19 protein-coding genes are annotated in these 19619 nt (G+C 67.4%); 8 read left to right on the forward strand and 11 right to left on the reverse strand.

Translation table 11 applies throughout. The features are described 5' to 3' along the window. Positions 1-73: 73 nt before the first annotated feature. On the forward strand, positions 74-1474 hold the full coding sequence (xylE, locus tag PW734_07020; GenBank protein MDE1170942.1) for a D-xylose transporter XylE: 1401 nt from the start codon (positions 74-76) through the stop codon (positions 1472-1474). 4 nt (positions 1475-1478) lie between these two features. On the opposite strand, the gene PW734_07025 is transcribed toward xylE, so the two are convergent. After that, the gene (locus PW734_07025) at positions 1479-2804 is read right to left on the reverse strand and encodes a TolC family protein (protein MDE1170943.1); all 1326 of its coding nucleotides are present in this window, start codon (positions 2802-2804) and stop codon (positions 1479-1481) included. Positions 2805-2871: 67 nt separating this feature from the next. Here PW734_07025 and PW734_07030 point away from each other — a divergent pair, with 67 nt between their 5' ends. Then, positions 2872-4296 carry a carbohydrate porin gene (locus PW734_07030; GenBank protein MDE1170944.1) on the forward strand — a complete coding sequence of 475 codons (1425 nt, stop codon included), beginning with the start codon at positions 2872-2874 and terminating at the stop codon, positions 4294-4296. A 148-nt stretch (positions 4297-4444) separates the two neighbouring features. Continuing rightward, the gene (locus tag PW734_07035) at positions 4445-4879 is read left to right on the forward strand and encodes an NYN domain-containing protein (GenBank protein ID MDE1170945.1); all 435 of its coding nucleotides are present in this window, start codon (positions 4445-4447) and stop codon (positions 4877-4879) included. Between the two features lie 67 nt (positions 4880-4946). On the opposite strand, the gene PW734_07040 is transcribed toward PW734_07035, so the two are convergent. From PW734_07040 to leuS, 4 genes are all read right to left on the reverse strand, one after another. Next, complete coding sequence (locus tag PW734_07040) at positions 4947-5408, reverse strand: DUF1844 domain-containing protein (GenBank protein ID MDE1170946.1); 462 nt, start codon at positions 5406-5408, stop codon at positions 4947-4949. A 12-nt stretch (positions 5409-5420) separates the two neighbouring features. Beyond that, positions 5421-7982: a pitrilysin family protein gene (locus PW734_07045; GenBank protein MDE1170947.1), complete on the reverse strand. Its 2562-nt coding sequence runs from the start codon at positions 7980-7982 to the stop codon at positions 5421-5423. 3 nt (positions 7983-7985) lie between these two features. Beyond that, positions 7986-8465 carry a hypothetical protein gene (locus PW734_07050; protein ID MDE1170948.1) on the reverse strand — a complete coding sequence of 160 codons (480 nt, stop codon included), beginning with the start codon at positions 8463-8465 and terminating at the stop codon, positions 7986-7988. Positions 8466-8705: 240 nt separating this feature from the next. Further along, positions 8706-11174 (reverse strand): leucine--tRNA ligase, encoded by a 2469-nt coding sequence (gene leuS, locus PW734_07055; protein ID MDE1170949.1) that lies wholly within the window; start codon positions 11172-11174, stop codon positions 8706-8708. Between the two features lie 85 nt (positions 11175-11259). Between leuS and rdgB the strand changes: the two genes are divergently transcribed. After that, positions 11260-11871, forward strand: a complete 612-nt coding sequence (gene rdgB / locus PW734_07060) for an RdgB/HAM1 family non-canonical purine NTP pyrophosphatase (GenBank protein MDE1170950.1) — start codon at positions 11260-11262, stop codon at positions 11869-11871. Positions 11872-11888: 17 nt separating this feature from the next. Beyond that, positions 11889-12743: a non-canonical purine NTP pyrophosphatase gene (locus PW734_07065; GenBank protein ID MDE1170951.1), complete on the forward strand. Its 855-nt coding sequence runs from the start codon at positions 11889-11891 to the stop codon at positions 12741-12743. Here the strand turns inward: PW734_07065 and purM are convergent. Both purM and purF read right to left on the reverse strand, forming a co-directional pair. Beyond that, positions 12740-13756 carry a phosphoribosylformylglycinamidine cyclo-ligase gene (purM, locus tag PW734_07070; GenBank protein ID MDE1170952.1) on the reverse strand — a complete coding sequence of 339 codons (1017 nt, stop codon included), beginning with the start codon at positions 13754-13756 and terminating at the stop codon, positions 12740-12742. The two genes, PW734_07065 and purM, sit on opposite strands and share 4 nt — an antisense overlap. Continuing rightward, positions 13756-15249 carry an amidophosphoribosyltransferase gene (purF, locus tag PW734_07075; GenBank protein ID MDE1170953.1) on the reverse strand — a complete coding sequence of 498 codons (1494 nt, stop codon included), beginning with the start codon at positions 15247-15249 and terminating at the stop codon, positions 13756-13758. The genes purM and purF overlap by 1 nt, the downstream gene beginning before the upstream one ends. Before the next feature lie 149 nt (positions 15250-15398). Between purF and PW734_07080 the strand changes: the two genes are divergently transcribed. The 3 genes from PW734_07080 to PW734_07090 all read left to right on the forward strand — a co-directional run bounded on the left by PW734_07080 (position 15399) and on the right by PW734_07090 (position 16871). Then, entirely contained in the window at positions 15399-15647 is a 249-nt protein-coding gene (locus PW734_07080; GenBank protein MDE1170954.1) for a hypothetical protein, read from the forward strand. A gap of 148 nt (positions 15648-15795) precedes the next feature. Next, a complete protein-coding gene (locus PW734_07085; GenBank protein MDE1170955.1) occupies positions 15796-16203 on the forward strand; it encodes a hypothetical protein in 408 nt (135 codons plus the stop codon). A 41-nt stretch (positions 16204-16244) separates the two neighbouring features. Continuing rightward, a complete protein-coding gene (locus PW734_07090) occupies positions 16245-16871 on the forward strand; it encodes a hypothetical protein (GenBank protein MDE1170956.1) in 627 nt (208 codons plus the stop codon). A gap of 3 nt (positions 16872-16874) precedes the next feature. Here PW734_07090 and PW734_07095 read toward each other — a convergent pair whose 3' ends face one another. The 4 genes from PW734_07095 to PW734_07110 are packed head-to-tail and all read right to left on the reverse strand — an operon-like array spanning position 16875 to position 19595. Continuing rightward, entirely contained in the window at positions 16875-17906 is a 1032-nt protein-coding gene (locus tag PW734_07095; GenBank protein MDE1170957.1) for a ketoacyl-ACP synthase III, read from the reverse strand. Next, positions 17848-18903 (reverse strand): phosphate acyltransferase PlsX, encoded by a 1056-nt coding sequence (plsX, locus tag PW734_07100; GenBank protein ID MDE1170958.1) that lies wholly within the window; start codon positions 18901-18903, stop codon positions 17848-17850. The genes PW734_07095 and plsX overlap by 59 nt, the downstream gene beginning before the upstream one ends. Positions 18904-18928: 25 nt before the next feature. After that, the gene (gene rpmF / locus PW734_07105) at positions 18929-19114 is read right to left on the reverse strand and encodes a 50S ribosomal protein L32 (protein ID MDE1170959.1); all 186 of its coding nucleotides are present in this window, start codon (positions 19112-19114) and stop codon (positions 18929-18931) included. A 19-nt stretch (positions 19115-19133) separates the two neighbouring features. Next, positions 19134-19595, reverse strand: a complete 462-nt coding sequence (locus PW734_07110; GenBank protein ID MDE1170960.1) for a hypothetical protein — start codon at positions 19593-19595, stop codon at positions 19134-19136. Positions 19596-19619 lie beyond the last annotated feature (24 nt).

Here is a 19619-nt window from a genome sequence, read left to right on the forward strand (position 1 = left end):
GGCCAACGCGGTGAAAAAATTAGAGGTTTTTATTCTTTGGCAATTTTAGCGTATTTTAAGGTAAAAACCCCGAATGCGTTTCCCCGTCGTTTTTCTGGCGTGGGTGGCCGCGCTGGGCGGGTTCCTTTTCGGCTATGACACGGCGGTGATTTCCGGCGCGGTGGGCAGCCTCCGTGCCCATTTCATCGCGCCCCGCGGGCTGGCACCGGATGCGGCCAACGCGCTCTTGGGACTCCTGGTTTCCGCCGCGCTTATCGGCTGTGTCCTGGGCGGGATGGCGGGCGGCTGGGTCGCGGCCCGGCTGGGGCGCAAGCGGGGCCTCCTGCTCGCGGCGCTGATCTTTCTTTTCTCCTCGCTCGGCTCGGCGGCGCCGGAGCTGGGCCTGGCGCCCGTCGGCAGCGGCGGGGCGGAGTTCCTTTGGGTGTTCTTCTTGTATCGCGTCTTAAGCGGCGTCGGGATCGGACTGGCCTCGATGCTCTCCCCCATGTACATCGCGGAGATCGCGCCCGCGCGGCTGCGGGGAAGCCTGGTGGCCTGGAACCAGATGGCGATCGTCACGGGGATCGTCTCCGTTTACTTCGTCAATTACGGCATCGCCGCGTACGGCGGCGGGGAGGCGTGGCTGCACGCCGTGGGATGGCGCTGGATGTTCGCCTCGGCGGCGGCGCCCGCCGCGCTCTTTTTTGGGCTCCTCTTTCTCGTGCCGGAGACGCCGCGCTGGCTGGTGCTGCGGGGGCGGGAGGCGGAGGCCCGGGCGGTGCTGCTGCGCCTGGCCGCGCCGGAGGAGGCCGCGCGGGAGCTGGAGGCGATGCGGGCCACGGCGCGCGGCCATTCGGGGCGGCTTTTTTCCTTCGGCGGGGCGGTCGTGGCGATCGGCGTCCTCCTTTCCGTTTTCCAGCAGCTGGTCGGCATCAATGTGGTGCTCTATTACGCGCCGGAAATTTTCCGGGGCATGGGCCTGGACACGAATGCCTCCCTGTTCCAGACGATCCTGGTCGGCGCGGTCAACGCGCTCTTTACCGTCGCGGCCATCGTCACGGTCGACCGCTGCGGGCGGCGGCCTTTGCAAATCGGGGGCGCGCTGGCCATGGCGGCGGCGATGGGCGTCTTGGGCCTGGCCCTTTTCCGGCAGGAGAAGGGGGTGCTGGCGCTGGCCGCCATGCTGGCCTACATCGCGGCCTTCGCCGTGTCATGGGGGCCGGTGACGTGGGTGCTGCTTAGCGAGATCTTCCCCAATTCGATCCGGGGGAAAGCGATGGCGGTGGCGGTCGCCGCGCAGTGGATCGCCAATTACGCGGTGAGTTGGTCGTTCCCGATCTTCGACGGGCAGGCGCGTCTCGTCGCCCTTTTCCACCACGCCTTCGCCTACTGGCTTTACGCGGGCATGGCGCTCCTGGCGGCGGGATTCGTCTGGCGTTTCGTCCCGGAGACGAAGGGGAAGACGCTGGAGGAGCTGGAGGGCCTGTGGGGCTGATCCCCTAGCGGGGGACCGCTCCGCCCAGGGCGAGCGTCAGGTCGGCCCGGTTGCTCAGGCGGGAGGCGTGGACGGCGATGAGGGCCGCGCCGGTCTGGATTTCCTGCATCTCGGCGGCGCGCAGGTCGGTCAGGTCGATCGATCCGTTCTGGTAGCGCTTCTCCGCCACCTTGCGGACGGTTTCGTCGTTGGTGACGATGCGCAGGAGCGATTCCTCCCGCGCGCGGAGGGAGATCTCGTTGTCGAGCATCCGCTGCACTTCCCGGAAGGCGGCGCGGGCGGCCGCGTCGTAGCGGGTCACGGCTTCCTGCTGGCGGCCGTCGAGTTTGTCGAACTCGGCGTCGCTGTATCCGCCCTTGCGCAGGGCGTCCAGGAGGCTGCCGCTGAAGGAAAAGGGGTTCCCCTCGTCGAAGAGGCGGTCGAGCGTCTCGCTGGGCCCGCCGGTGACGGAGGTGAGGGGGAGGAGGGGCAGGCGGGCGCTGCCCACCTGGTCCGGGAAGGCGGCCACCAGGGCCTCCCCCGCTTGGCGCACGTCGGGCCGCCGCTCCAGGAGGGAGGAAGGAAGGCCGGCGGGCAGCGCGGGCGGCGAGGCCTGGAAGAAGCGGACCTTTTCCAGGAGGTCTTCCGGGTAGCGGCCCAGGAGCGTCTCCAGGCCGCGGACGGCGGCGCGGGCGGCCAGGTCGGCGTCGGCGGCGTTTTGGCGGCTCTCGGCCAGGTCGGCCGTCGCCCGGTCGAAGTCGCCGCGCAGCGCGGCGCGGCCTTCCAGCTGGGCCTGGACGGTCTGGAGGATCTGCTTGGAGGCGTCCACGGCGCGCTCCGCCAGCTTCTGCTCCATGCGGGCCTCCACGGCCAGCGTCCAGGCCTTGAGGGACTGCGCCGCCAGGGACCAGCGGAACGCCCCGTAATCGGCGTCGGGGAAGTCGCGGCGCTCGGAAAAAGTTTTCCACATCTCCTTTTCCCAGCCGACGGCGAAGAAGATGCCCAGCGCCGGGGCCTCCGTGCCCGCCAGGGGATTGCCGGAGGCGGCCAGGTAGCTGGTCCGCGCCCCGCCGGACGTCTGGCGCAGGATGGGGAGCAGGAGGGAAACGGCCCGCTGGGAGTGGGTCGCCGCGGCGGTCACATTGGCGACGAGGAGGGCGGGCTCGTCGTTGCGCGCCAGGCTTTCGCGGACGAAGGCGGCCAGATGGGGTTCGTTGAAAGTGCCGCTCCAGGCGATCGCCTCCTGGTCGGTCCGGCGGCCCATTTCCTTCAGCGTTTCGGCGGACGCCGCCGCGCCGCCCAAGAGGGCAAAAAGGAACCCAAAGGCGGCCGCCCGGATAAAGAGACCCATTTCAGGGGCGAGTCTGTCCAAAACTGGCTTTATGTCTAGGGGGAATCGAGTAGCTTCCAGGGCTTTCATGGCCGTGCGCTTCCCACTCCGGCGGCTGCTGCCCGCCCTGTTTTTGGCGGGGACGGTTTTGCGCGCGCATGCGGCGGACGCCCCGGCTTATTCCCCGCCCATCGCCCAGCCAGGGCCTTCCGTGCCGGGGGCCCATGTTTTCGGAAACACCCCCAGCCCCTATGCGGGCCTGCCGGATCAGCCGGTGCGCGGCGAGCCCTCGGACGGGCTCTGGGAACGCCCTGTCCTCCTGGGCGTACCGCCGCTGCGGCACGACATGGCGGAAGAGGGCTTTTCGATCAACCCGGTCTACACCGGCGAGGTTTTCGGCAACGTGAGCGGCGGCGCGGGCGGCTACGACGGGCGGGGCCGGGCCGTGATGTACGATCACCTGCTCAACGTCCCGCTCGACGTCGACCTCCACCGGCTTGTCCCCGCGTGGCAAGGCGCCACCTTCCACGTCAACGTGCTCTGGATCGCCGGGCCGGGGCTTTCCCCCGCCTACCTGGGCGACTTGGGCAACGTCAGCAGCATCCAGGGTTACAACACCGTGCGGCTCCAGGAATTGTGGTTCCAGCAGGCGTTTTGGGGGGAGCGCGCCTCCGTCCGCTTCGGCCAATTGGCGACCGATTCGGAATTCATGATTTCCGACACGGCCAACCTTTTCCTCAACGGCACCTTCGGCGAGTTCAACCTGGCCGCCACCAACCTGGCCACTCCCTATGACGCGAACAATTACCCCATCGCGGCGCCCGGCGTCCGCTTCCTTGTCCAGCCGATTCCCGCCTTTTACTTCATGAGCGGCCTCTACAACGGCAGTTCCGAAAGCCAGACGCTCAACCCGTATGGCACCGATTTTCCCGTCGACGGCCACGACGGCCTGGCCCTCTACAGCGAGGTCGGCTACGTCGTGAATCCCGATCAAGGGCTGAAAGGCAGCTATAAGCTCGGCTCCTTCGTCCACACTCACGACTGGAACGACTGGGGCTCCCGGGAGGCGGCCGCGCTGGGGACCGGTACCCTGCGGAGCGAGGGGGCCGACTTCGGCCTTTACGCCATCGCCGACCATGAGCTGTGGAAGAAGGATGGCCGGGTCCTCTCCGGCTTCACCCGCCTCGGCTACGCGCCGCCGGACGTCAACATCGTCGACTGGTATCTCGACGCCGGCCTCGACCTGACCGGCTTCATGCCCGGCCGTACGAACGACGTGGTGGGCATCGCCATGGCCTGGTCCTCCATCAGCCGTTCCTACGGCGCCTACCAGCAGGCGGTGAACGGCACCCCTTCCTACGGCGCGGAAACCGTCCTGGAGGCGACGTACAAGGTCACCATCACCCCGTGGTGGAACGTGCAGCCCGATTTTCAATACATCTGGACCCCCGGCGGCCAGTCCGGCGCGCCGAACGCCGCCGTCATCGGCGTGCGGACACAGATTGCTTTCTGAAAAAATCCCTCTAGAAAAACGGCATGGGCCAACAGACCAACAAGATTCAGAAGCGGAACCGCCGCAAGCAATACCTCAAGCGCAAGAAGGCCAAGGCCACCCCGGCCAAGGCTCCCGCCGCCAAGGCTAAGAAGTAAGGAGCGGCGCCATGGCGCGCCCCCTTCTCATCGACGGCCACAGCGTTCTCTACGCGTGGCCGGAGCTGCGCGCCCTCCATCAGCGCAACCCGCGCCAGGCGCGGGAAACCCTCATCGCCCATCTCCGCCGTTTTCACGACGCGGGGAACTGGAACGTCACGCTCATTTACGACGGCCAGACCGGCGGCCCGGCGATGCGCGGCCATCCGGGGGACATGGAGGTCTTCTATTCCAAAGCCGGGCAGAGTGCGGACAGCATCATCGAGGCCCTCGTCGCCCGGCACGCGCAGCCGGGGGAAATCACCGTCATCACCGCCGACGGCGGGGAGCGGAGCGTCGTGGAAGGCCTGGGCGCCTTCTGCATGTCGCCCGACTGGCTGAAAATGGAGATCGAGAGCGTCCTCGGCGATTTCGAGGAAGAGCTGCGCCGTTTTAAGGGGCGTTGATAATTCGGAAAGACCCGGCCTTCAGGCGGGCGGGAGTCCAGAGGGAGGGAAGCCCCTCCCTCTGCGTCTACCCATAGCTCTTGAAGAACTTCTTCTTATCCTCCACCGGCTCCGGCTTGGGAGCGTCGGCGGGGGCGGCGGGAGCCTGCTGCGGCACGGCGGAGAATTCCGGCGCGGGCGCGGCGGCCTCTTCCTCTTCCGGCGGCAGGCCGAAGTCGTCGTAGGCCGTCGAGCGGGGCATCATGGCGGGGCTGGTGCCGCCCGTCGTCTCCACGAAGGCCAGGCGCATCTGCGTCAGGGTGTTCTCCAGCAGCTTGGCTTCCTGGCCGGTGAGATTGTTCTGCGTCTTCACCTGGAGCATCTCCAGCTGGTCGATGAGCATCTTGGCCTCCGCGAGCTGCGGGGGCGGCCCTTCTCCCGGGGGGGAGAGGCGGCCCAGGAGATAAAGGACGTTCTGGGCCTGCATCATCACCATCTGCGCGAAGCGCTGGGAAAGCTCCTGCGGGCTGACGGAAGGGGAATCGCTCATGGGAGCGTAACGTTAGGCCGGACTGACCGTGGCGACAACAAATTCCTGGGTGCCGAAGTATTTCCGGCAGGCGGCGTTGATCTCCTCCGCCGTCAGCGCGCGCAGGCGGGCGCGGCGGCGGGGGGCCTCGTCGTAGCCCAGGCCCAGCAGCTCGTCCAGGGCGGAGGCGGCGACGACCCCGCCCGGATTCTGGGAGTCGATCTGTTCCTCGGAGAGGAGCTTGGCGCGGGCGCGCTCGATCTCCGGGGCGGTCAGCCCTCCCTCGGCCAGCTTGGCGATTTCCTCCAGCATGGCGGCCTCCACCAGCTCCTTCTTCTTGGGATCGGTCCCGGCGTAGAAGCAGAAGTAGCCGCCCGCCGCGCCCAGGAAGCGCGTGGCGCTGACGAAGTAGGCCAGCCCCAGCTGCTCCCGGATGCGGACGAAGAGGCGGGTGCCCAGGTCGGAGAGCGCCTCGGCGATGAGGGAGAGCGGAATCTGGTCCGGATGGGCGGCGGGCACGGTGGGGAAGACGATCTGAAGGACGGCCTGTTCCTTCGGCGTTTCTTTGAAGACCCGGATTGGGCCCTTGCCGGGGAAGGCGGGCAGGGGAGGGAGGACGGGAGGCGTGCCGCCGGAAAAGGCGGCGCGGCGGGAAATCGACTCCATCCATTTTTCCGGCGGAACCGGTCCGGCGACGCCCAGGACCCATTCCGGCCTCCGGAAAGCGGAGGCGACGTAGTCGGCGACGTCCTTTTGCGTGAGGGCGGCCACTTCGGCCGCCGCGCCCAGGATGCCGTGGGCGTAGGGGTGGCCGGGATAGAGCGCGCCGCGTACCAGGTCGCGGGCCAGGGCCATCGGCTGGTCTTGTTCCAGGGCGATCGCGGCCAGGTGCTTGCGCCGCTCGATCTCCAGTTCCTTTGCGTCGCAGCGGGCCTCGGTGAGGACGTCGAGGAAGAGCTCGAGGCCGGTTTCCCAATCCTGGCTCAGGAGTTCCAGGTGGAGGCTGGCGCTATTGTTGCCGGAGTCGGCGGAGAGGGAGCCGCCGAGGGACTCGACCTCCCGGGCGATTTCCTCCGCGCTGCGGCGCTTCGTCCCTTTCAGGAGGAGCTGGCTGGCCAGGCGGCAGAGGCCGCTCTTCCCCTCCGGCTGGGAAAGGAGGCCGCCGGGCAGCGCGGCGCGCAGGGTGAAGAGGGGCAGCCGGTCCTGCGGCAGGTAGAGGGAGCGTGGCGTGGCGGCGGCCAGCTTTTGCGGCAGGGGCGGCTCCGCTGCCGCGGCGGGCGCGCCGGCGGCGGCGGGTGCCTCCTTTTCCTGCGGCACCAGCTCGACGAGGCTTTCCGTCCGGGGATCGAGGTAGCGGCGCGCTGCTGCGGCCACGTCGGCGACGGTCACGGCCTGGAGGCGGTCCAGGAAGGTCTGGCTCAGGCGCGGGTCGCGCGCCACGCGCCAGCCGCCGCCGATGGCGGAGGCCTTGCCGGACATCGACTTGAGCTGCTGGATCTGCTGCGTCAGGCAGAGGCGCTGGGCGCGGTCCAGCTCCGCCTGGGAGGGGCCTTTCTCGGCAAAGCGCTGGAGCTCTTCCCGGAGGCGGGCGGCGACCTTGTCCCCGTTCTGCGGCTGGCAGCGGGCGTCGACGCCGAAGAGGCCCGCCTGCCCGGGCGCGTAGGCGAAGGCGTCGACCTCCTCCGCCAGGCCTTCCTTTTCGACGAGGAGCTGGTGCAGGAGCGAGCTGCGTCCGCCGCCCAGGATGACGGCCAGGAGCTGCAGGGCCGGGATGTCCGGGTGGTGGAAGCCGGGGATGGGGTGGAGGAGGGCCAGGCGGGTCACCTCCGTGGGGAAGGGGCGGCGGACGGCGCGCGGGGACTGCTGCGCGGGCTCCGGCGGCAGCGTCACGTCGGGCAGGAAGCGGCGGGGCTCTTCCTTCCACAGGCGGGCCGCCTCGTCGGCGACGGCCTGGGCGTCGACCGCGCCGCAGACGACGAGGGTCAGGTTCTGCGGGGCGTAGCGCTCCCGGTAGTAGGAGACGACGTCGTCCCGCGTCAGCCGGTTGAAGAGGTCGATGTGGCCGATGACGGGGAAGCGGTAGGGATGGGTGGTGAAGACGGTGCGGAAGGCCAGCTTCATCAGCACGGAGTCGGGATTGTCGTCCCCCATGGCGAACTCGCGGCGGATGACTTCCTTCTCCGGCTCGAATTCCTCCGCCGGGATGAGGGAGTGCTGCACGGCGTCCGTCAGGATGGCCAGGGCGGCCTTCCAGTTCTCCGCCGGGAGGTCGGCGTAGTAGACGGTGCGGTCGAAGGAGGTGTAGGCGTTCAGGTGGCCGCCGAGGTCCTGAATCTCCCGGGCCATGCCGGAGTTGCCCCGGCTGGGCGTGCCCTTGAAAAGGAGGTGCTCCAGCAGGTGGGAGAGGCCCGCGCCCAGCCAGCGCCCCTCATGGATGCTGCCGGTGGCGCACCAATACTGGATGGAGACGACCGGCGCGGAGGCGTCGGCGGCGGCCAGGATCTGGAGCCCGTTGGGCAGCTCGGAGGAGACGATCTCCGGAAGGAGGGAGCCGCCCGCGCGCGGGAGGGAGCCTGGGACCAGGGAAGCGATCAACGACTATTCTTTCGTGGCGCCGGAGGACTTTTTCCCCGGCTTGTTCTTCCGGGGGCGGGGGACGCGGGGGAGCTTCGTCAGCGAGCCGCGCGGGTCCTGATGGTGGGGCCGGAAGGGCTTCACGAACGCGTCGTGGAAGTTGAACCCTTCCCGGAAATCGTTGAGAGAATCGGTGTCGGTCTTCCCCAGGATGCCGAATTTCACCAGGTTGAAGACGATCTCGCCGAAGTCCTCGCAGCGGGTGATGCCCCACTCGTTGAGGACGGCCTTGCTCATGGGGCCGAACTCGTCCAGGGCGTAGTCGCGCAGGCCGCCCAGGAGTTCCTGGCCGCTGACGTGCCCGCGGGGGCCGTGGCTGGCGCGCTTGAGGTTCTTGAGGGTGTGGTCCAGGCCCTCGCGGACGAAGCCGTAGCAATCGGCCGTGTAGCGGGGGTCGGCCTCGCAGATCTCCTGAATGACTTGAGCAAAATCCCGTTTGGCCATAGTTAGTCGGCTTTTTCCGGCTGGGGGGCCGGATTCAGGGGGGTTGAAGGTTGAGTTGGGTGGGTCGCTTGCGCTTCCATCACGTTCCTCACAGCACGGACGATGCCACCTAGGAGGAGGAGGGCAAGAACAAACAGGACAAGTCCCTGTTCCCGCCGGGTAAGCCAGAGGTTAACCTTCACGTGGGGAAGGGGTTGGCGTGCTTTCTAGGTATTATAACTAGGTGGGGCGGGTTCCGATTTAGCGAACCACGAAGTTGATCAGCTTCTGCGGAACGTAAACGACCTTAAGGACTTCTTTTCCCGCCACCCAGGGTAAAACTGTCTCATCGGCGCGGGCGGCGGCCTCGACGGCTTCCCGTTCCGCAGCGACGGGGACGGTGACCCGGCCCCGGACCTTGCCGGAAACCTGGACGACGATCTCGACCTCGCTCTTCACCAGGTAGCGTTCCTCCGCCACGGGCCAGGCCTCGTAGGTCAGGGATTGGGTGTGGCCCAGCCGCTCCCACAGCTCCTCCGCCAGGTGGGGGGCAAAGGGAGCCAGGAGCAGGACCAGCGTCCGCACGATGGAGCGGGGGCGTTTCTCCTCCTTCGTCAGGTCGTTCACCAGCACCATCATCTGGGCGATGGCGGTGTTGAACTGGAGGCGGTCGAGGTCGTCGGTCACCTTCTTGACCGTCTCGTGCAGGCGGCGCAGGAGCGGCTCGGGGGCGGGGACGTCGGCCAGATTGGGGTGGGGCTGCCAGCGGCCTTCCTGGTCTTCCTCCGCCACCAGGCGCCAGGCGCGGCCCAGGAAGCGGTAGACCCCCTCGATGCCCTGGCTGGACCAGGGCTTCATCTGTTCCAGGGGGCCCAGGAACATTTCAAAGAGGCGGACCGAGTCGGCGCCGTATTCGCCGATGATCTCGTCCGGGTTGACGATGTTGCCCAGGGACTTCGACATCTTCTGGTTGTCCTCGCCCAGGATGATGCCCTGGTTCACCAGCTTGCGGAACGGCTCCGGGGAGGTGACCACGCCGATGTCGAAGAGGACCTTGTGCCAGAAGCGCGCGTAGAGGAGGTGGAGCACCGCGTGCTCCGCGCCGCCGACGTAGAGGTCGACGCCGCCGCCCTTCCCGCCCAGCCAGTAGCGCTCGGCCTCCGGGGAAATCGGGCCCTGCGCATACGTCGGATCGCAGAAGCGGAGGTAATACCAGCAGGAGCCCGCCCACTGGGGCATGGTGTTCGTCTCCCGGGTGGAGCCGTCGGGGAGCTGGAGCCACTCCTTCGCCTTGGTGAGGGGGGCTTGGCCATCGGCGCTCGGCTTGAAGTCGTCGAGGTCGGGCGGCAGCAGCGGCAGCTCGTCCTCCGCCAGGGCGCGGTGCTCGCCGTCCTTCCACAGGATGGGGAAGGGCTCGCCCCAGTAACGCTGGCGGGAGAAGAGCCAGTCGCGCAGCTTGAACTGCACCTTGGCCTTGCCCGTCCCTTCCTTTTCCAGGAAGGCGGTGATCTTTTTCTTGGCCTCGGCGGTGGCCAGGCCGTCGAGGAAGCCGGAATTGACGGCGACGCCTTCCCCGGCGAAGCAGCCCTCCACGGGCTGCGGCGGCTGCACCACCTCCACGATGGGGAGGCCGAAGGCGACGGCGAACTCGTGGTCCCGCTCGTCGTGCGCGGGGACGGCCATGATCGCTCCGGTGCCGTAGCTGGCCAAAACGTAGTCGGCGATCCAGATGGGGAGCTTCTGCCCGTTGACCGGATTGACGGCGAAGCCGCCCGTGGCGGTGCCGGTCTTTTCCTTGGCCAGGTCGGTCCGCTCCAGGTCGCTCTTCGTGGCGGCCTTTTCCCGGTAGGCGCGGACGGCCTCCGCTTGCGCGGGCGCGGTCACGGCGTCGACCAGCGGATGCTCCGGAGCGAGGACCAGATACGTCGCGCCGAAGAGGGTGTCCGGCCGGGTGGTGAAGACGGTCAGCTTCCGCCGGTCCTCCAGGGCGAAGTCGACCTCCGCCCCCTCGCTGCGGCCGATCCAGTTCCGCTGCATTTCCTTGAGCGACTCGGGCCAGTCCAGTAGGTCGAGGTCGGCCAGGAGCCGCTCCGCGTAGGCGGTGATTTTCAGCATCCACTGGCGCAAGGGGCGGCGGACGACGGGATGGCTGCCGCGCTCGGAGCGGGGGCCTTCCGGCGTCTGGAGGACCTCCTCGTTCGCCAGCACGGTGCCCAGGTTGGGGCAATACCAGACCGGCGCGTCGGAGACGTAGGCCAGGCCCTTCTTGTAGAGCTGAAGGAAGATCCACTGGGTCCAGCGGAAATACTTCGGATCGGTCGTGTCGATCTCCCGGTTCCAGTCGTAGGAAAAGCCCATGGAGTCGATCTGCCGCTTGAAGGTGGCCACGTTCTTGGCCGTCGTCTCTCGCGGATGGGTGCCGGTCTGGATGGCGTATTGCTCCGCGGGAAGGCCGAAGGCGTCCCACCCCATCGGGTGCAGGACGTTGCAGCCGCGCATCCGCTTGTAGCGGGCCACGATGTCGGTGGCGGTGTACCCTTCCAGGTGGCCGACGTGCAGGCCCGCGCCGGAGGGGTAGGGGAACATGTCCAGGACGTAGTACTTCGGCTTGTCCGCGCCGGGCTCGCCCGGGTTGGGCGTGCGGAAAGTCTGCCGCTCCGCCCAAAGGCGCTGCCATTTGGGCTCGAATTCGGCGAAGGGGAACTGCTTGCGGGCCGGCGTCGTCTGCATGGGGGCCGGAAGTACACGGGCAAACGGGGGCCGCTTCAATCAAAAACACCCTGGAAATGGGCCGCCCGGCGGGTTACATGGAGCGATGCCGACCCTCCCCCGCCTCCTCGTCGCCACCCGGAACGCCGGAAAGGCCCGCGAATTCGCCGCCATGCTGGGCGGCCAATGGCGGGTGGAAACCCTGCTCGACCATCCCGACCTGCCGGAGCCGGTGGAGGACGGGGCCACCTTCCAGGAAAACGCGGCCAAGAAGGCCCTGACCATCGCCGCCCACGTCGGGCCGGAGGTCGCGGTCCTGGCGGACGATTCCGGCCTGGAAGTCGACGCCCTGGACGGCGCGCCCGGCGTCTATTCCGCCCGCTACGCCGGGGAGCCGAAGAGCGACGCCCGGAATAATGAGAAGCTCCTGGCCGCCCTGGCCGGGGTGCCTGCCATTCAACGCGGGGCCCAGTTCCGCTGCTCCCTTTGCCTGGCGCGGGGCGGGGAGGTCACGGCGGCGAGCGACGGGGTCTGCCGGGGCGCGATCCTGGAGGCGCCGCGCGGGGCGGAGGGCTTTGGCTACGATCCGCTCTTTGTCCCGGAGGGTTTTTCCCAGACTTTTGCCGAAATGGACGCCGCCGCGAAGCACGCCATCAGCCACCGGGCGCGGGCGTTGGAAGGATTGGCGAAAAAGTTGGGCAGCCTCTCTGTAAAATAGGCGAATTACAGAGAAGCATGGATGCCTCCCTCCATTTCAGCACGGAAAAGCCGGTCTTGGTCCTGGCGTCTAGCAACGCGGGCAAGATCGCGGAGCTGAAGAACCTCGTCGGCGACGCGGTTCACCTGGCCACTCCGCCCGATCTGCCGGAGGTCGAGGAAACCGGAAACACCTTCCAGAAAAACGCCCATCTCAAGTCCCTGGCCATCAGCAAGCACCTGAATCACCCCGGCGTCTTCGTCCTGGCGGACGATTCCGGCATCCAGGTCGACGCGCTGAAGGGCCGTCCCGGCGTCCTTTCCGCCCGCTACTGCCAGATGGCCAATACCCGCCAGGCCTGGGACCCCCGCACGGTGAAGGAAAACAGCATCACCCCCGCCGAGCGTGAGGTAGAGAACAACCGCCGAATGATTTCCGATTTAAAGCACGTCCCGGTCCGCCGCCGCGGCGCGCAATTCCACACGGTCCTCTCCCTGGTCCGCGACGGGAAGGTTCTCATCACGGTCGAGTCGGTTTGCCGGGGGAAAATCGCCCGCAAGGTGCAGGGGGAAAAGGGCTTTTCCTACGACCGCCTCTTCCTGCCCAACGGCCAGGCGGGCCGCCCCCGCACCTTCGGCGAAATGGAGATGGAGGAGAAGCACCGCTACAGCGTCCGTGCCAAGGCGCTGGAGCAGATGGTGCGGACGATGCGCCACTACCATCTCCTGCCGGAGGAAACCCCGGTCAAACTGGCCAAGGCCGCCCCGAACGCCCAAAAGGCCGAATTGCGGACGGCGGTCTGGGTTTCCGAATCGCTGCGGGGCCGGGACGAACGGGGCCGCCTGCCGATGGTGCGCAACCCGGACGTGCGCTGGCACGGCCGCCAGACTTAACCGAGGCGCACCCGGCCGGTCCCTTTGACGATCCGGCCGATCACCCTGCCGCCGGAGAGGCGGGCCGCCTGGGCCGCGTCCTTTTCCGCGACGACGAGGACCATGCCGATCCCCATGTTGAAGACCTGGTAGGGCTCTTCCCCGGCGATCTTTCCCTTTTCCACCAGGAAGCGGAAGAGGGGCGGGATTTCCCAGGAGCCGAGGTCAATCCGCGCGTCGACTTTCTTCGGCAGAACGCGGGGGAGGTTGTCCAGGAGGCCGCCGCCGGTGATGTGGGCCATGCCTTTCACGGTCACGGCGCGGCGCGTTTTCCGCAGGACGGGCAGGTAGTTGGGGTGGACGGCCAGCAGGGCCTCGCCGAGCGTCCCCTTGAGGCCGGGAAGGCGGCTCTTCAGGGTCAGCTTCAGCTTGTCGAAGAGGATGTGCCGGGCCAGGGCGTAGCCGTTCGTGTGCAGGCCGGTGGCGGGCAGGCCGATGAGGGCGTCCCCCGCGCGGATCGAGCGCCCGTCGACGATCTTTTTCCGGTCGACGACGCCGACGATGGAGCCGACCAGGTCGTAATCCTTCCCGTGGTAGAGGCCGGGCATTTGGGCGGTTTCCCCGCCGATGAGGGCGCAGCCCGCCCCCTTGCAGCCGCGGACCAGGCCGGTGAGGATCTGCCGGAAGCGCTTCGGCTCCAGCTTGGAGGTGCCGATGTAGTCGAGGAAGAAGAGGGGCTCCGCGCCCAGGACGGCGATGTCGTTGACGCAGTGGTTCACCAGGTCCTCGCCGATCGTGTCGTGGCGGTCGGCCATCTCGGCGACTTTCAGCTTCGTCCCCACGCCGTCGATGGAGCCGACGAGGACGGGGTCCTTCATCTTGGGGAATTTGGCGCGGAAGAGGCCGCCGAAGCCGCCGATGGAGCCGAGGACCTCCGGCCGCCGCGCGGCGGCGACCAGGGCGCCGATGCCGCCCTTGACGCGGTTGCCCAGGTCGACATCGACGCCGGCCCGGCTGTAGAGCTTTTTCTTCATCAAATGAGGTGTTCCTGCCAGACGTCGGCCTCATCCAGGAGGGGGCCCGCGCCGGTGGTGGCGTGGCGCTCCAGGCGGAGCTTGTCGGCCTCGTCCTTCACCTCCACGGGGTAGTCCCCGTTGAAGCAGGCCAGGCAGAAGCGGTCTTCCGGCAGGCCGCAGGCGCGGACCATGCTGGCGGTGTCCAGGTAGCCCAGGGAGTCGGCGCCCAGGTATTTCTTGATCGCCTCGGCGTCCATCTGGTTGGCGATCAGGTCGGCCGGGTCGGGGAAGTCGATGCCGTAGTGGCAGGGATGGCGGTGGGGCGGGCAGCTGATGCGGATGTGGACTTCCTTGGCCCCGGCCTCCCGCAGGTTCACCACGCGGGCGCGGGCGGTGGTGCCGCGGACGATCGAGTCGTCGACGACGATGACGCGCTTTCCCTTCACCGCCGCCTTGATGAGGTTGAGCTTCACCCGCACGCCGAAGCTGCGCGTGAGCTGGGAGGGCTGCAGGAAGGTGCGGCCGATGTAATGGTTGCGGACGAAGGCCTGCCCGTAGGGGATGCCCGATTCCTCCGCGTAGCCCAGGGCGGCGTAGTTGCCGGAGTCGGGGATGGGGACGACCAGGTCGGCCTCCACCGGGTGGAGGCGGGCCAGCGCCTGCCCCATGCGGATGCGGGCCTGGGAGACGCCGTGGCCGGAGAGGGTGCTGTCCGGCCGGGCGAAGTAGACGAACTCGAAGACGCAGAGGGCCTGGCGGGGCTTCGGCACGTAGGGCTTGAGGGAGCGCAGCCCCTGCTCGTCGATGACGACGATCTCCCCCGGCTCCACGTCGCGGACGAACTCGGCGTGGATGAGGTCCAGGGCGCACGTTTCGCTGGAGAGGACGTAGGCCCCGTCCAGCTTGCCGATGCACAGCGGGCGGAAGCCGAAGGCGTCGCGCGCGCCGATGATCTCGCTTTCCCCCATGACGACCAGGGAGAAGGCTCCCTGGATGCGGCCCAGGGTCTCGATGATGCTCTGCTCCCGCGCGGCGGGCCCGCCGCCGGCGGGGCCCAGCTTGGCCATGAGGTGGACGATGATCTCGCTGTCCGTGGTGGTCTGGAAGATGGAGCCCTGGGCCTCCAATTCCTCCCGCAGGATGCCCGCGTTGACCAGGTTCCCGTTGTGGGCGATGGCCAGCTGCCCCTTGGAGCAGGTGACGGTGATCGGCTGGGCGTTCTTGATGTTGCTGGAGCCGGTCGTCGAGTAGCGGACGTGGCCGATGGCGCGGGTGCCAGTGAGGCGCTTGATCTCCGCCTCCGGAAAGACCTGGGAGACCAGGCCCATGCCCCGGTGGACCTCGAAGGGGAGGCTGTTCCCCGGCGCGCTGACGATTCCCGCGCTCTCCTGCCCGCGGTGCTGGAGGGCGTAGAGGCCGTAGTAGGTCAGCTCGGCGGCGTTGGGGTGGCCGTAGACGGCGAAGACGCCGCATTCGTGGGAGGGGAAATAGGCGGAATCGGCGGGATCCATCGGGAGGCCTTCACCTTATGGAAGCAGGGGCGGGAGTAAAGCGGCTTTGCCGTCGCAATTCCGTAACAAAGCGTTTCAGGAAACGTAACCGAAGCGCCGCCGGTTTTCCGCATGTGCCGGTTAAAAAATAGCCGAATTAAATAAAAGATATGAACTACGTTCCTTCTGACCGCCCGGATCCCGATGAGCTCGTTTTTGGTGGCTTTGACGCCGACCCGAAGTTCTACCAGCAAAAGGACGCCGTTTATAATCCGCCGCAGGTCCATCCGGGCTTCGCCCCCCATTCCCGCGAGCTGCGGGCCAAGGAATCCTTGGCCGGAGCCGATTTCACCGCTTCCCGCAACGGCCTGGGCCGCGCGCCGGAGGCCGGCACGGGCTCGATCGAGGCGGCGATTTAACCGTTCCTGACGCGCTTTCAGCCGCGCCTTTCTCCCTTGGGGGAGAGAGGCGCGGCTTTTTTGCGCCATCTTCCCGTCACACGGGAGAAACGGGGAATTCACTTCCCGTACGCGGTTTCTTAAAAAAGGGCTGCCAGGGTCGGCGGCGATGAACAGCGAACTCGACCGTCAGGCCTCCCGCCTGATCCAGAAGCACGACTACTCCACGCTGGGCGCCCTCCTGAAGGCCCAGCCCACCCGCCGCGCCCGGGGAGAGGTGGTGGGGGCGATGGTCCGCTTCTACACCCTTTACGATGCGTCCGTCATGGAGATGGGCTCTTCCGAGCGGGCCGCGATGAAGAGCGATTTGAAGCCGATGATTTTGGCCGCCTCCCCCCACGTCGACCCGAAGGTGCCTTACTACACCGAGCGGGACGGCCATAACCTGGGCCGGGACCTGACCCTGGGCGATTTTTACCGGGAGGAGAAGGGGCGGAACCTGAGTGGCTTGGGTTTCCGCGCCTCGGCCGCGCTTCCGCGGGAGCGGGGGGAGCGTCCGGCGCGGGCGCGGGTCTAAAAACCTTTTCCCCGGGCCGGAAAACGGCGACGATCCGGGGCATGAAGAAGGATCTGGCTCCCGGCTGGTGGCCCCATCACCTGCCCGACGACGCCTGGGTGCGCGCGGCCCAGGAGATCCGCCCGCCCCAATCCCATTTCAACGCCCCCGCGGCCCTGCTGCGGGAGACGCTGGAGGACCGCTGCCCGCGCGGCGCCCGCAGCCACGTCATCCGCATCCTCTCCGAGCGGGCGCAGAAGGAAAACTTCCCCCTGCACGAGGCGGGGAGCGCCTTCCGCCTGGCCACCGCGCTTATCGAGCGGAAGGAATACCATGACCTGGCTGTCCTGGCCGCCGCGCCGGGGACGCGGGAGGGAAAATGGAATCTCCTGGCCACCCTCATTTACAGCAGCAAAGGCTGGCATCATTACCCGGTCCGCGCGGAGGATCAGACGCAGGAGGAGATCGCCGCGGCGCTGAAGCCCGCCATCGCGGCGGCCAGGAAGGGGACTGATCTGGATTACTATGTCCTGAAGGGCCCGCAGGGGGAGGCGATGACCTTTACCCAGTTTTTCCAGGCGGAGGAGCGGGCCGACCAGCTCAGGAACCTGGGCGAGGCGATTTTCCCGAAGAACGGTCTGCGGTCCCGAGGACCGGAGATCCGGCCGGGGGACGGCCGGACGAAGTAGCCCTTACCACTCCAGGACCGCGCTGGCCCAGGTGAGGCCGCCGCCGAAGGCGACCAGGAGGATGATGTCCCCCTGGTGGAGCATGCCCTTCTTCGCCGCCTCGTGAAGGGCGACGGGGATGCAGGCCGCCGACATGTTCCCGTAGCGGTCCAGGTTGATGTAGCAGCGGGAGAGGGGGGCCTTCATCTTCTGCGCGACCGACTCGATGATCCGCACGTTGGCCTGGTGGGGGATGATGAGGGAGATTTCGGAGGAATCGATGCCCGCCTTGGCCAGGCACCGCTCCGCCGAGTCGTTCATGGCGTTGACGGCGTATTTGTAGACCTCCCGGCCGGACATCTGGAGGGTGTGGAGCTGCTGGTCGATCACGTCGGCCGTGACGGGCAGGCGGCAGCCGCCGGCGGGGAGGGAAAGGATGTCGGTCTGGGAGCCGTCGGCGCCCATGTCGCTGGCCAATAGGCCGTGGCCGTCCTGCCGGTTGCGGACGATGACGGCGCCCGCGCCGTCGCCAAAGAGGACGCAGGTGTTGCGGTCCTTCCAGTTGACGATGGAGGAGAGCTTTTCCGCGCCGATGACCAGGACGGTTTCATAGACGTGGGAGGCGATGAACTGCTCCGCAACGATGAGGCCGTAGAGGAAGCCGGAGCAGGCCGCCTGGATGTCGAAGGCGGCGGCGCGCTTGGCGCCGATCTTCTCCTGGATGTGGCAGGCGGTGGAGGGGAAGATGGTGTCCGGCGTGCAGGTGGCGCAGATGATGAGGTCGATCTCCTCCGGCTTGATCCCGCCTTCCTGCATGGCCTGAAGGGCGGCGGCGGCGCCCATGTCGGAGGTCATCTCCCCCTCCGCGGCGATGCGGCGTTCCTTGATGCCGGTGCGGGTGGTGATCCACTCGTCGGTCGTGTCGACGATCTTTTCCAGGTCGGCGTTCGTCAGCACCTTCTCCGGCAGGTAGGCGCCGGTGGAGAAGATCGACGCGTTACGACGCGGATGAGACTGCCGCGGATGAATCTTGAGAGTTTTTCTGGGCGCGATCATGGTGCCGTTGGATCTGTTCGATGATGATCGGGTTGACCCGGTGGGCCACCGCCTCCTTGGCGACGCGGATGGCGTTCTTGACCGCCTTGGGGCTGGAGGAGCCGTGGGCGATGACGCAGACGCCGTTGACCCCCAGGAGGAGGGAGCCGCCGTATTCTTCGTAATTGGTCTTCTTCTTGATGGCGTAGAAGGCGGCGCGGGCCAGCCAGGCTCCCAGCTTCCGCAGGGGGGACTTCACCAGCTCGTGCCGCAGCCAGTGGAAGATGGCGCTGGCCAGGCTCTCGGAGGTCTTCAGGACGACGTTGCCGACGAAGCCGTCGCAGACGACGACTTCCACGGGGTCTTCGAAGAGGTCGTGCCCCTCGACGTTCCCCTTGAAGGTCAGGCCGGATTCGGCGAGGAGGCGGAAGGCCTCCTTCGTCAGGTCGTTGCCCTTGGCGTCCTCCGTGCCGATGGACAGGAGGCCGACGCGCGGGTTGGCGAAGCCGAGGATCTCCCGGGAGTAGATGCTGCCCATGATGCCGTAGTCCAGCAGGTGGCGGGGCGTGGCGCCGATGTTGGCGCCGGAGTCCATGAGGACGAAGAGGTTCGTCTCCGTGGGCAGCACGGTGGCGATGCCCGGGCGCTCCACCCCGGGGAGGGTGCGCAGCTTGATGACGGAGGCGGCCACGGCCGCCCCGGTGTGCCCGGCGGAGACGAAGGCGTCGGCCTTCTCTTCCTTCAGCAGGTCGACGGAGACGCTGATCGAGGAGTCGCGCTTGCGGCGGACGCTGTCGAGCGGGTTGTCGTGCATCTCCACGACCTGGGAGGCGTGGGCGAATTCGTAGCGCCCCTCCAGGCCGCGCACGTCGTGCTTGGCCAGCTCGGCCTCCACGCGGGCCCGGTCTCCCACGAGGACGAGGGAGATCTCAGGATACTCGCGGAGGGCCTGGATGGCGCCGGCGATCGGATTGGCGGGGGCAAAGTCCCCGCCCATCGCATCGAGGGCGATTTTCAAAACCGGACGAAAGGGGGCGTGGGCGTTATTCGCCCGCGGTCTTCGTCAGGACCTGGCGACCGCGGTACATGCCGGTCTTCGGGTCGACGGTGTGGCCCAGATGGCGGTTGCCGGTCTTCTTGTCGGTGAAAAGGCCGGGGGCGGTCCACTTGTTCGCCGCCTTGCGGGAACGCATGCGGGCCTTCGAGGTCTTCCGTTTGGGAACTCCCATAAAACTCCTGTTACTCTAATTATATGTTGTCCAATTCTTTCCAAACATCGGCGCCGTGAATTGGGGACGGCGTTTCGCCTGCCTCGGGATAGGTTTTCCCGCTGATCGGACACTTTCGGTCCGGGGTGAGACGGCACGCCGTCACCACAGGCAAGTCGAGCAGAATGTCTTCCCGGACCAGGGGTGTCAAGTCCACCGAATCGGGGAGGGGAGCCTCCAGGAGGTGGATGAATTCGTCGATCTGCACAGGCCAATCGATCCAGTCGGCGCAGCGGCCGCATTGGGTGGAAAGGACGGTGCCCACCTTTCCGGTCACGATCAGGGACTCGCCATCCCGCTGGATGGTGAGATCGACTTGCACGGGGCCCTTGGAACGGACTGCGGAGTCTTGGATATCAATGACTTCCGGCGGAAGCTGTTGCTGGATGAAAATGGGATCGTCGTAGATCCGGGCGGGGTTGAGGACAAGGGGGGAACCCATTTCCCTAGAATCGCGCCTGAAAAG

Origin of the sequence: Verrucomicrobium sp. (assembly GCA_028283855.1) — a bacterium.
Taxonomy (GTDB): Bacteria; Verrucomicrobiota; Verrucomicrobiia; order Methylacidiphilales; family GAS474; genus GAS474.

Bases quoted from the DNA above. Each gene is read 5' to 3' on its own strand.
- PW734_07050 (MDE1170948.1), bottom strand. From the start codon at position 8,465: ATGGCCAAACGGGATTTTGCTCAAGTCATTCAGGAGATCTGCGAGGCC.
- PW734_07035 (MDE1170945.1), top strand. From the start codon at position 4,445: ATGGCGCGCCCCCTTCTCATCGACGGCCACAGCGTTCTCTACGCGTGG.
- purM (MDE1170952.1), bottom strand. From the start codon at position 13,756: ATGAAGAAAAAGCTCTACAGCCGGGCCGGCGTCGATGTCGACCTGGGC.
- PW734_07095 (MDE1170957.1), bottom strand. From the start codon at position 17,906: ATGATCGCGCCCAGAAAAACTCTCAAGATTCATCCGCGGCAGTCTCAT.
- PW734_07080 (MDE1170954.1), top strand. From the start codon at position 15,399: ATGAACTACGTTCCTTCTGACCGCCCGGATCCCGATGAGCTCGTTTTT.
- PW734_07030 (MDE1170944.1), top strand. From the start codon at position 2,872: ATGGCCGTGCGCTTCCCACTCCGGCGGCTGCTGCCCGCCCTGTTTTTG.
- PW734_07040 (MDE1170946.1), bottom strand. From the start codon at position 5,408: ATGAGCGATTCCCCTTCCGTCAGCCCGCAGGAGCTTTCCCAGCGCTTC.
- purF (MDE1170953.1), bottom strand. From the start codon at position 15,249: ATGGATCCCGCCGATTCCGCCTATTTCCCCTCCCACGAATGCGGCGTC.
- PW734_07085 (MDE1170955.1), top strand. From the start codon at position 15,796: ATGAACAGCGAACTCGACCGTCAGGCCTCCCGCCTGATCCAGAAGCAC.
- PW734_07110 (MDE1170960.1), bottom strand. From the start codon at position 19,595: ATGGGTTCCCCCCTTGTCCTCAACCCCGCCCGGATCTACGACGATCCC.
- xylE (MDE1170942.1), top strand. From the start codon at position 74: ATGCGTTTCCCCGTCGTTTTTCTGGCGTGGGTGGCCGCGCTGGGCGGG.
- leuS (MDE1170949.1), bottom strand. From the start codon at position 11,174: ATGCAGACGACGCCGGCCCGCAAGCAGTTCCCCTTCGCCGAATTCGAG.
- rdgB (MDE1170950.1), top strand. From the start codon at position 11,260: ATGCCGACCCTCCCCCGCCTCCTCGTCGCCACCCGGAACGCCGGAAAG.
- rpmF (MDE1170959.1), bottom strand. From the start codon at position 19,114: ATGGGAGTTCCCAAACGGAAGACCTCGAAGGCCCGCATGCGTTCCCGC.
- PW734_07090 (MDE1170956.1), top strand. From the start codon at position 16,245: ATGAAGAAGGATCTGGCTCCCGGCTGGTGGCCCCATCACCTGCCCGAC.
- PW734_07065 (MDE1170951.1), top strand. From the start codon at position 11,889: ATGGATGCCTCCCTCCATTTCAGCACGGAAAAGCCGGTCTTGGTCCTG.
- PW734_07025 (MDE1170943.1), bottom strand. From the start codon at position 2,804: ATGGGTCTCTTTATCCGGGCGGCCGCCTTTGGGTTCCTTTTTGCCCTC.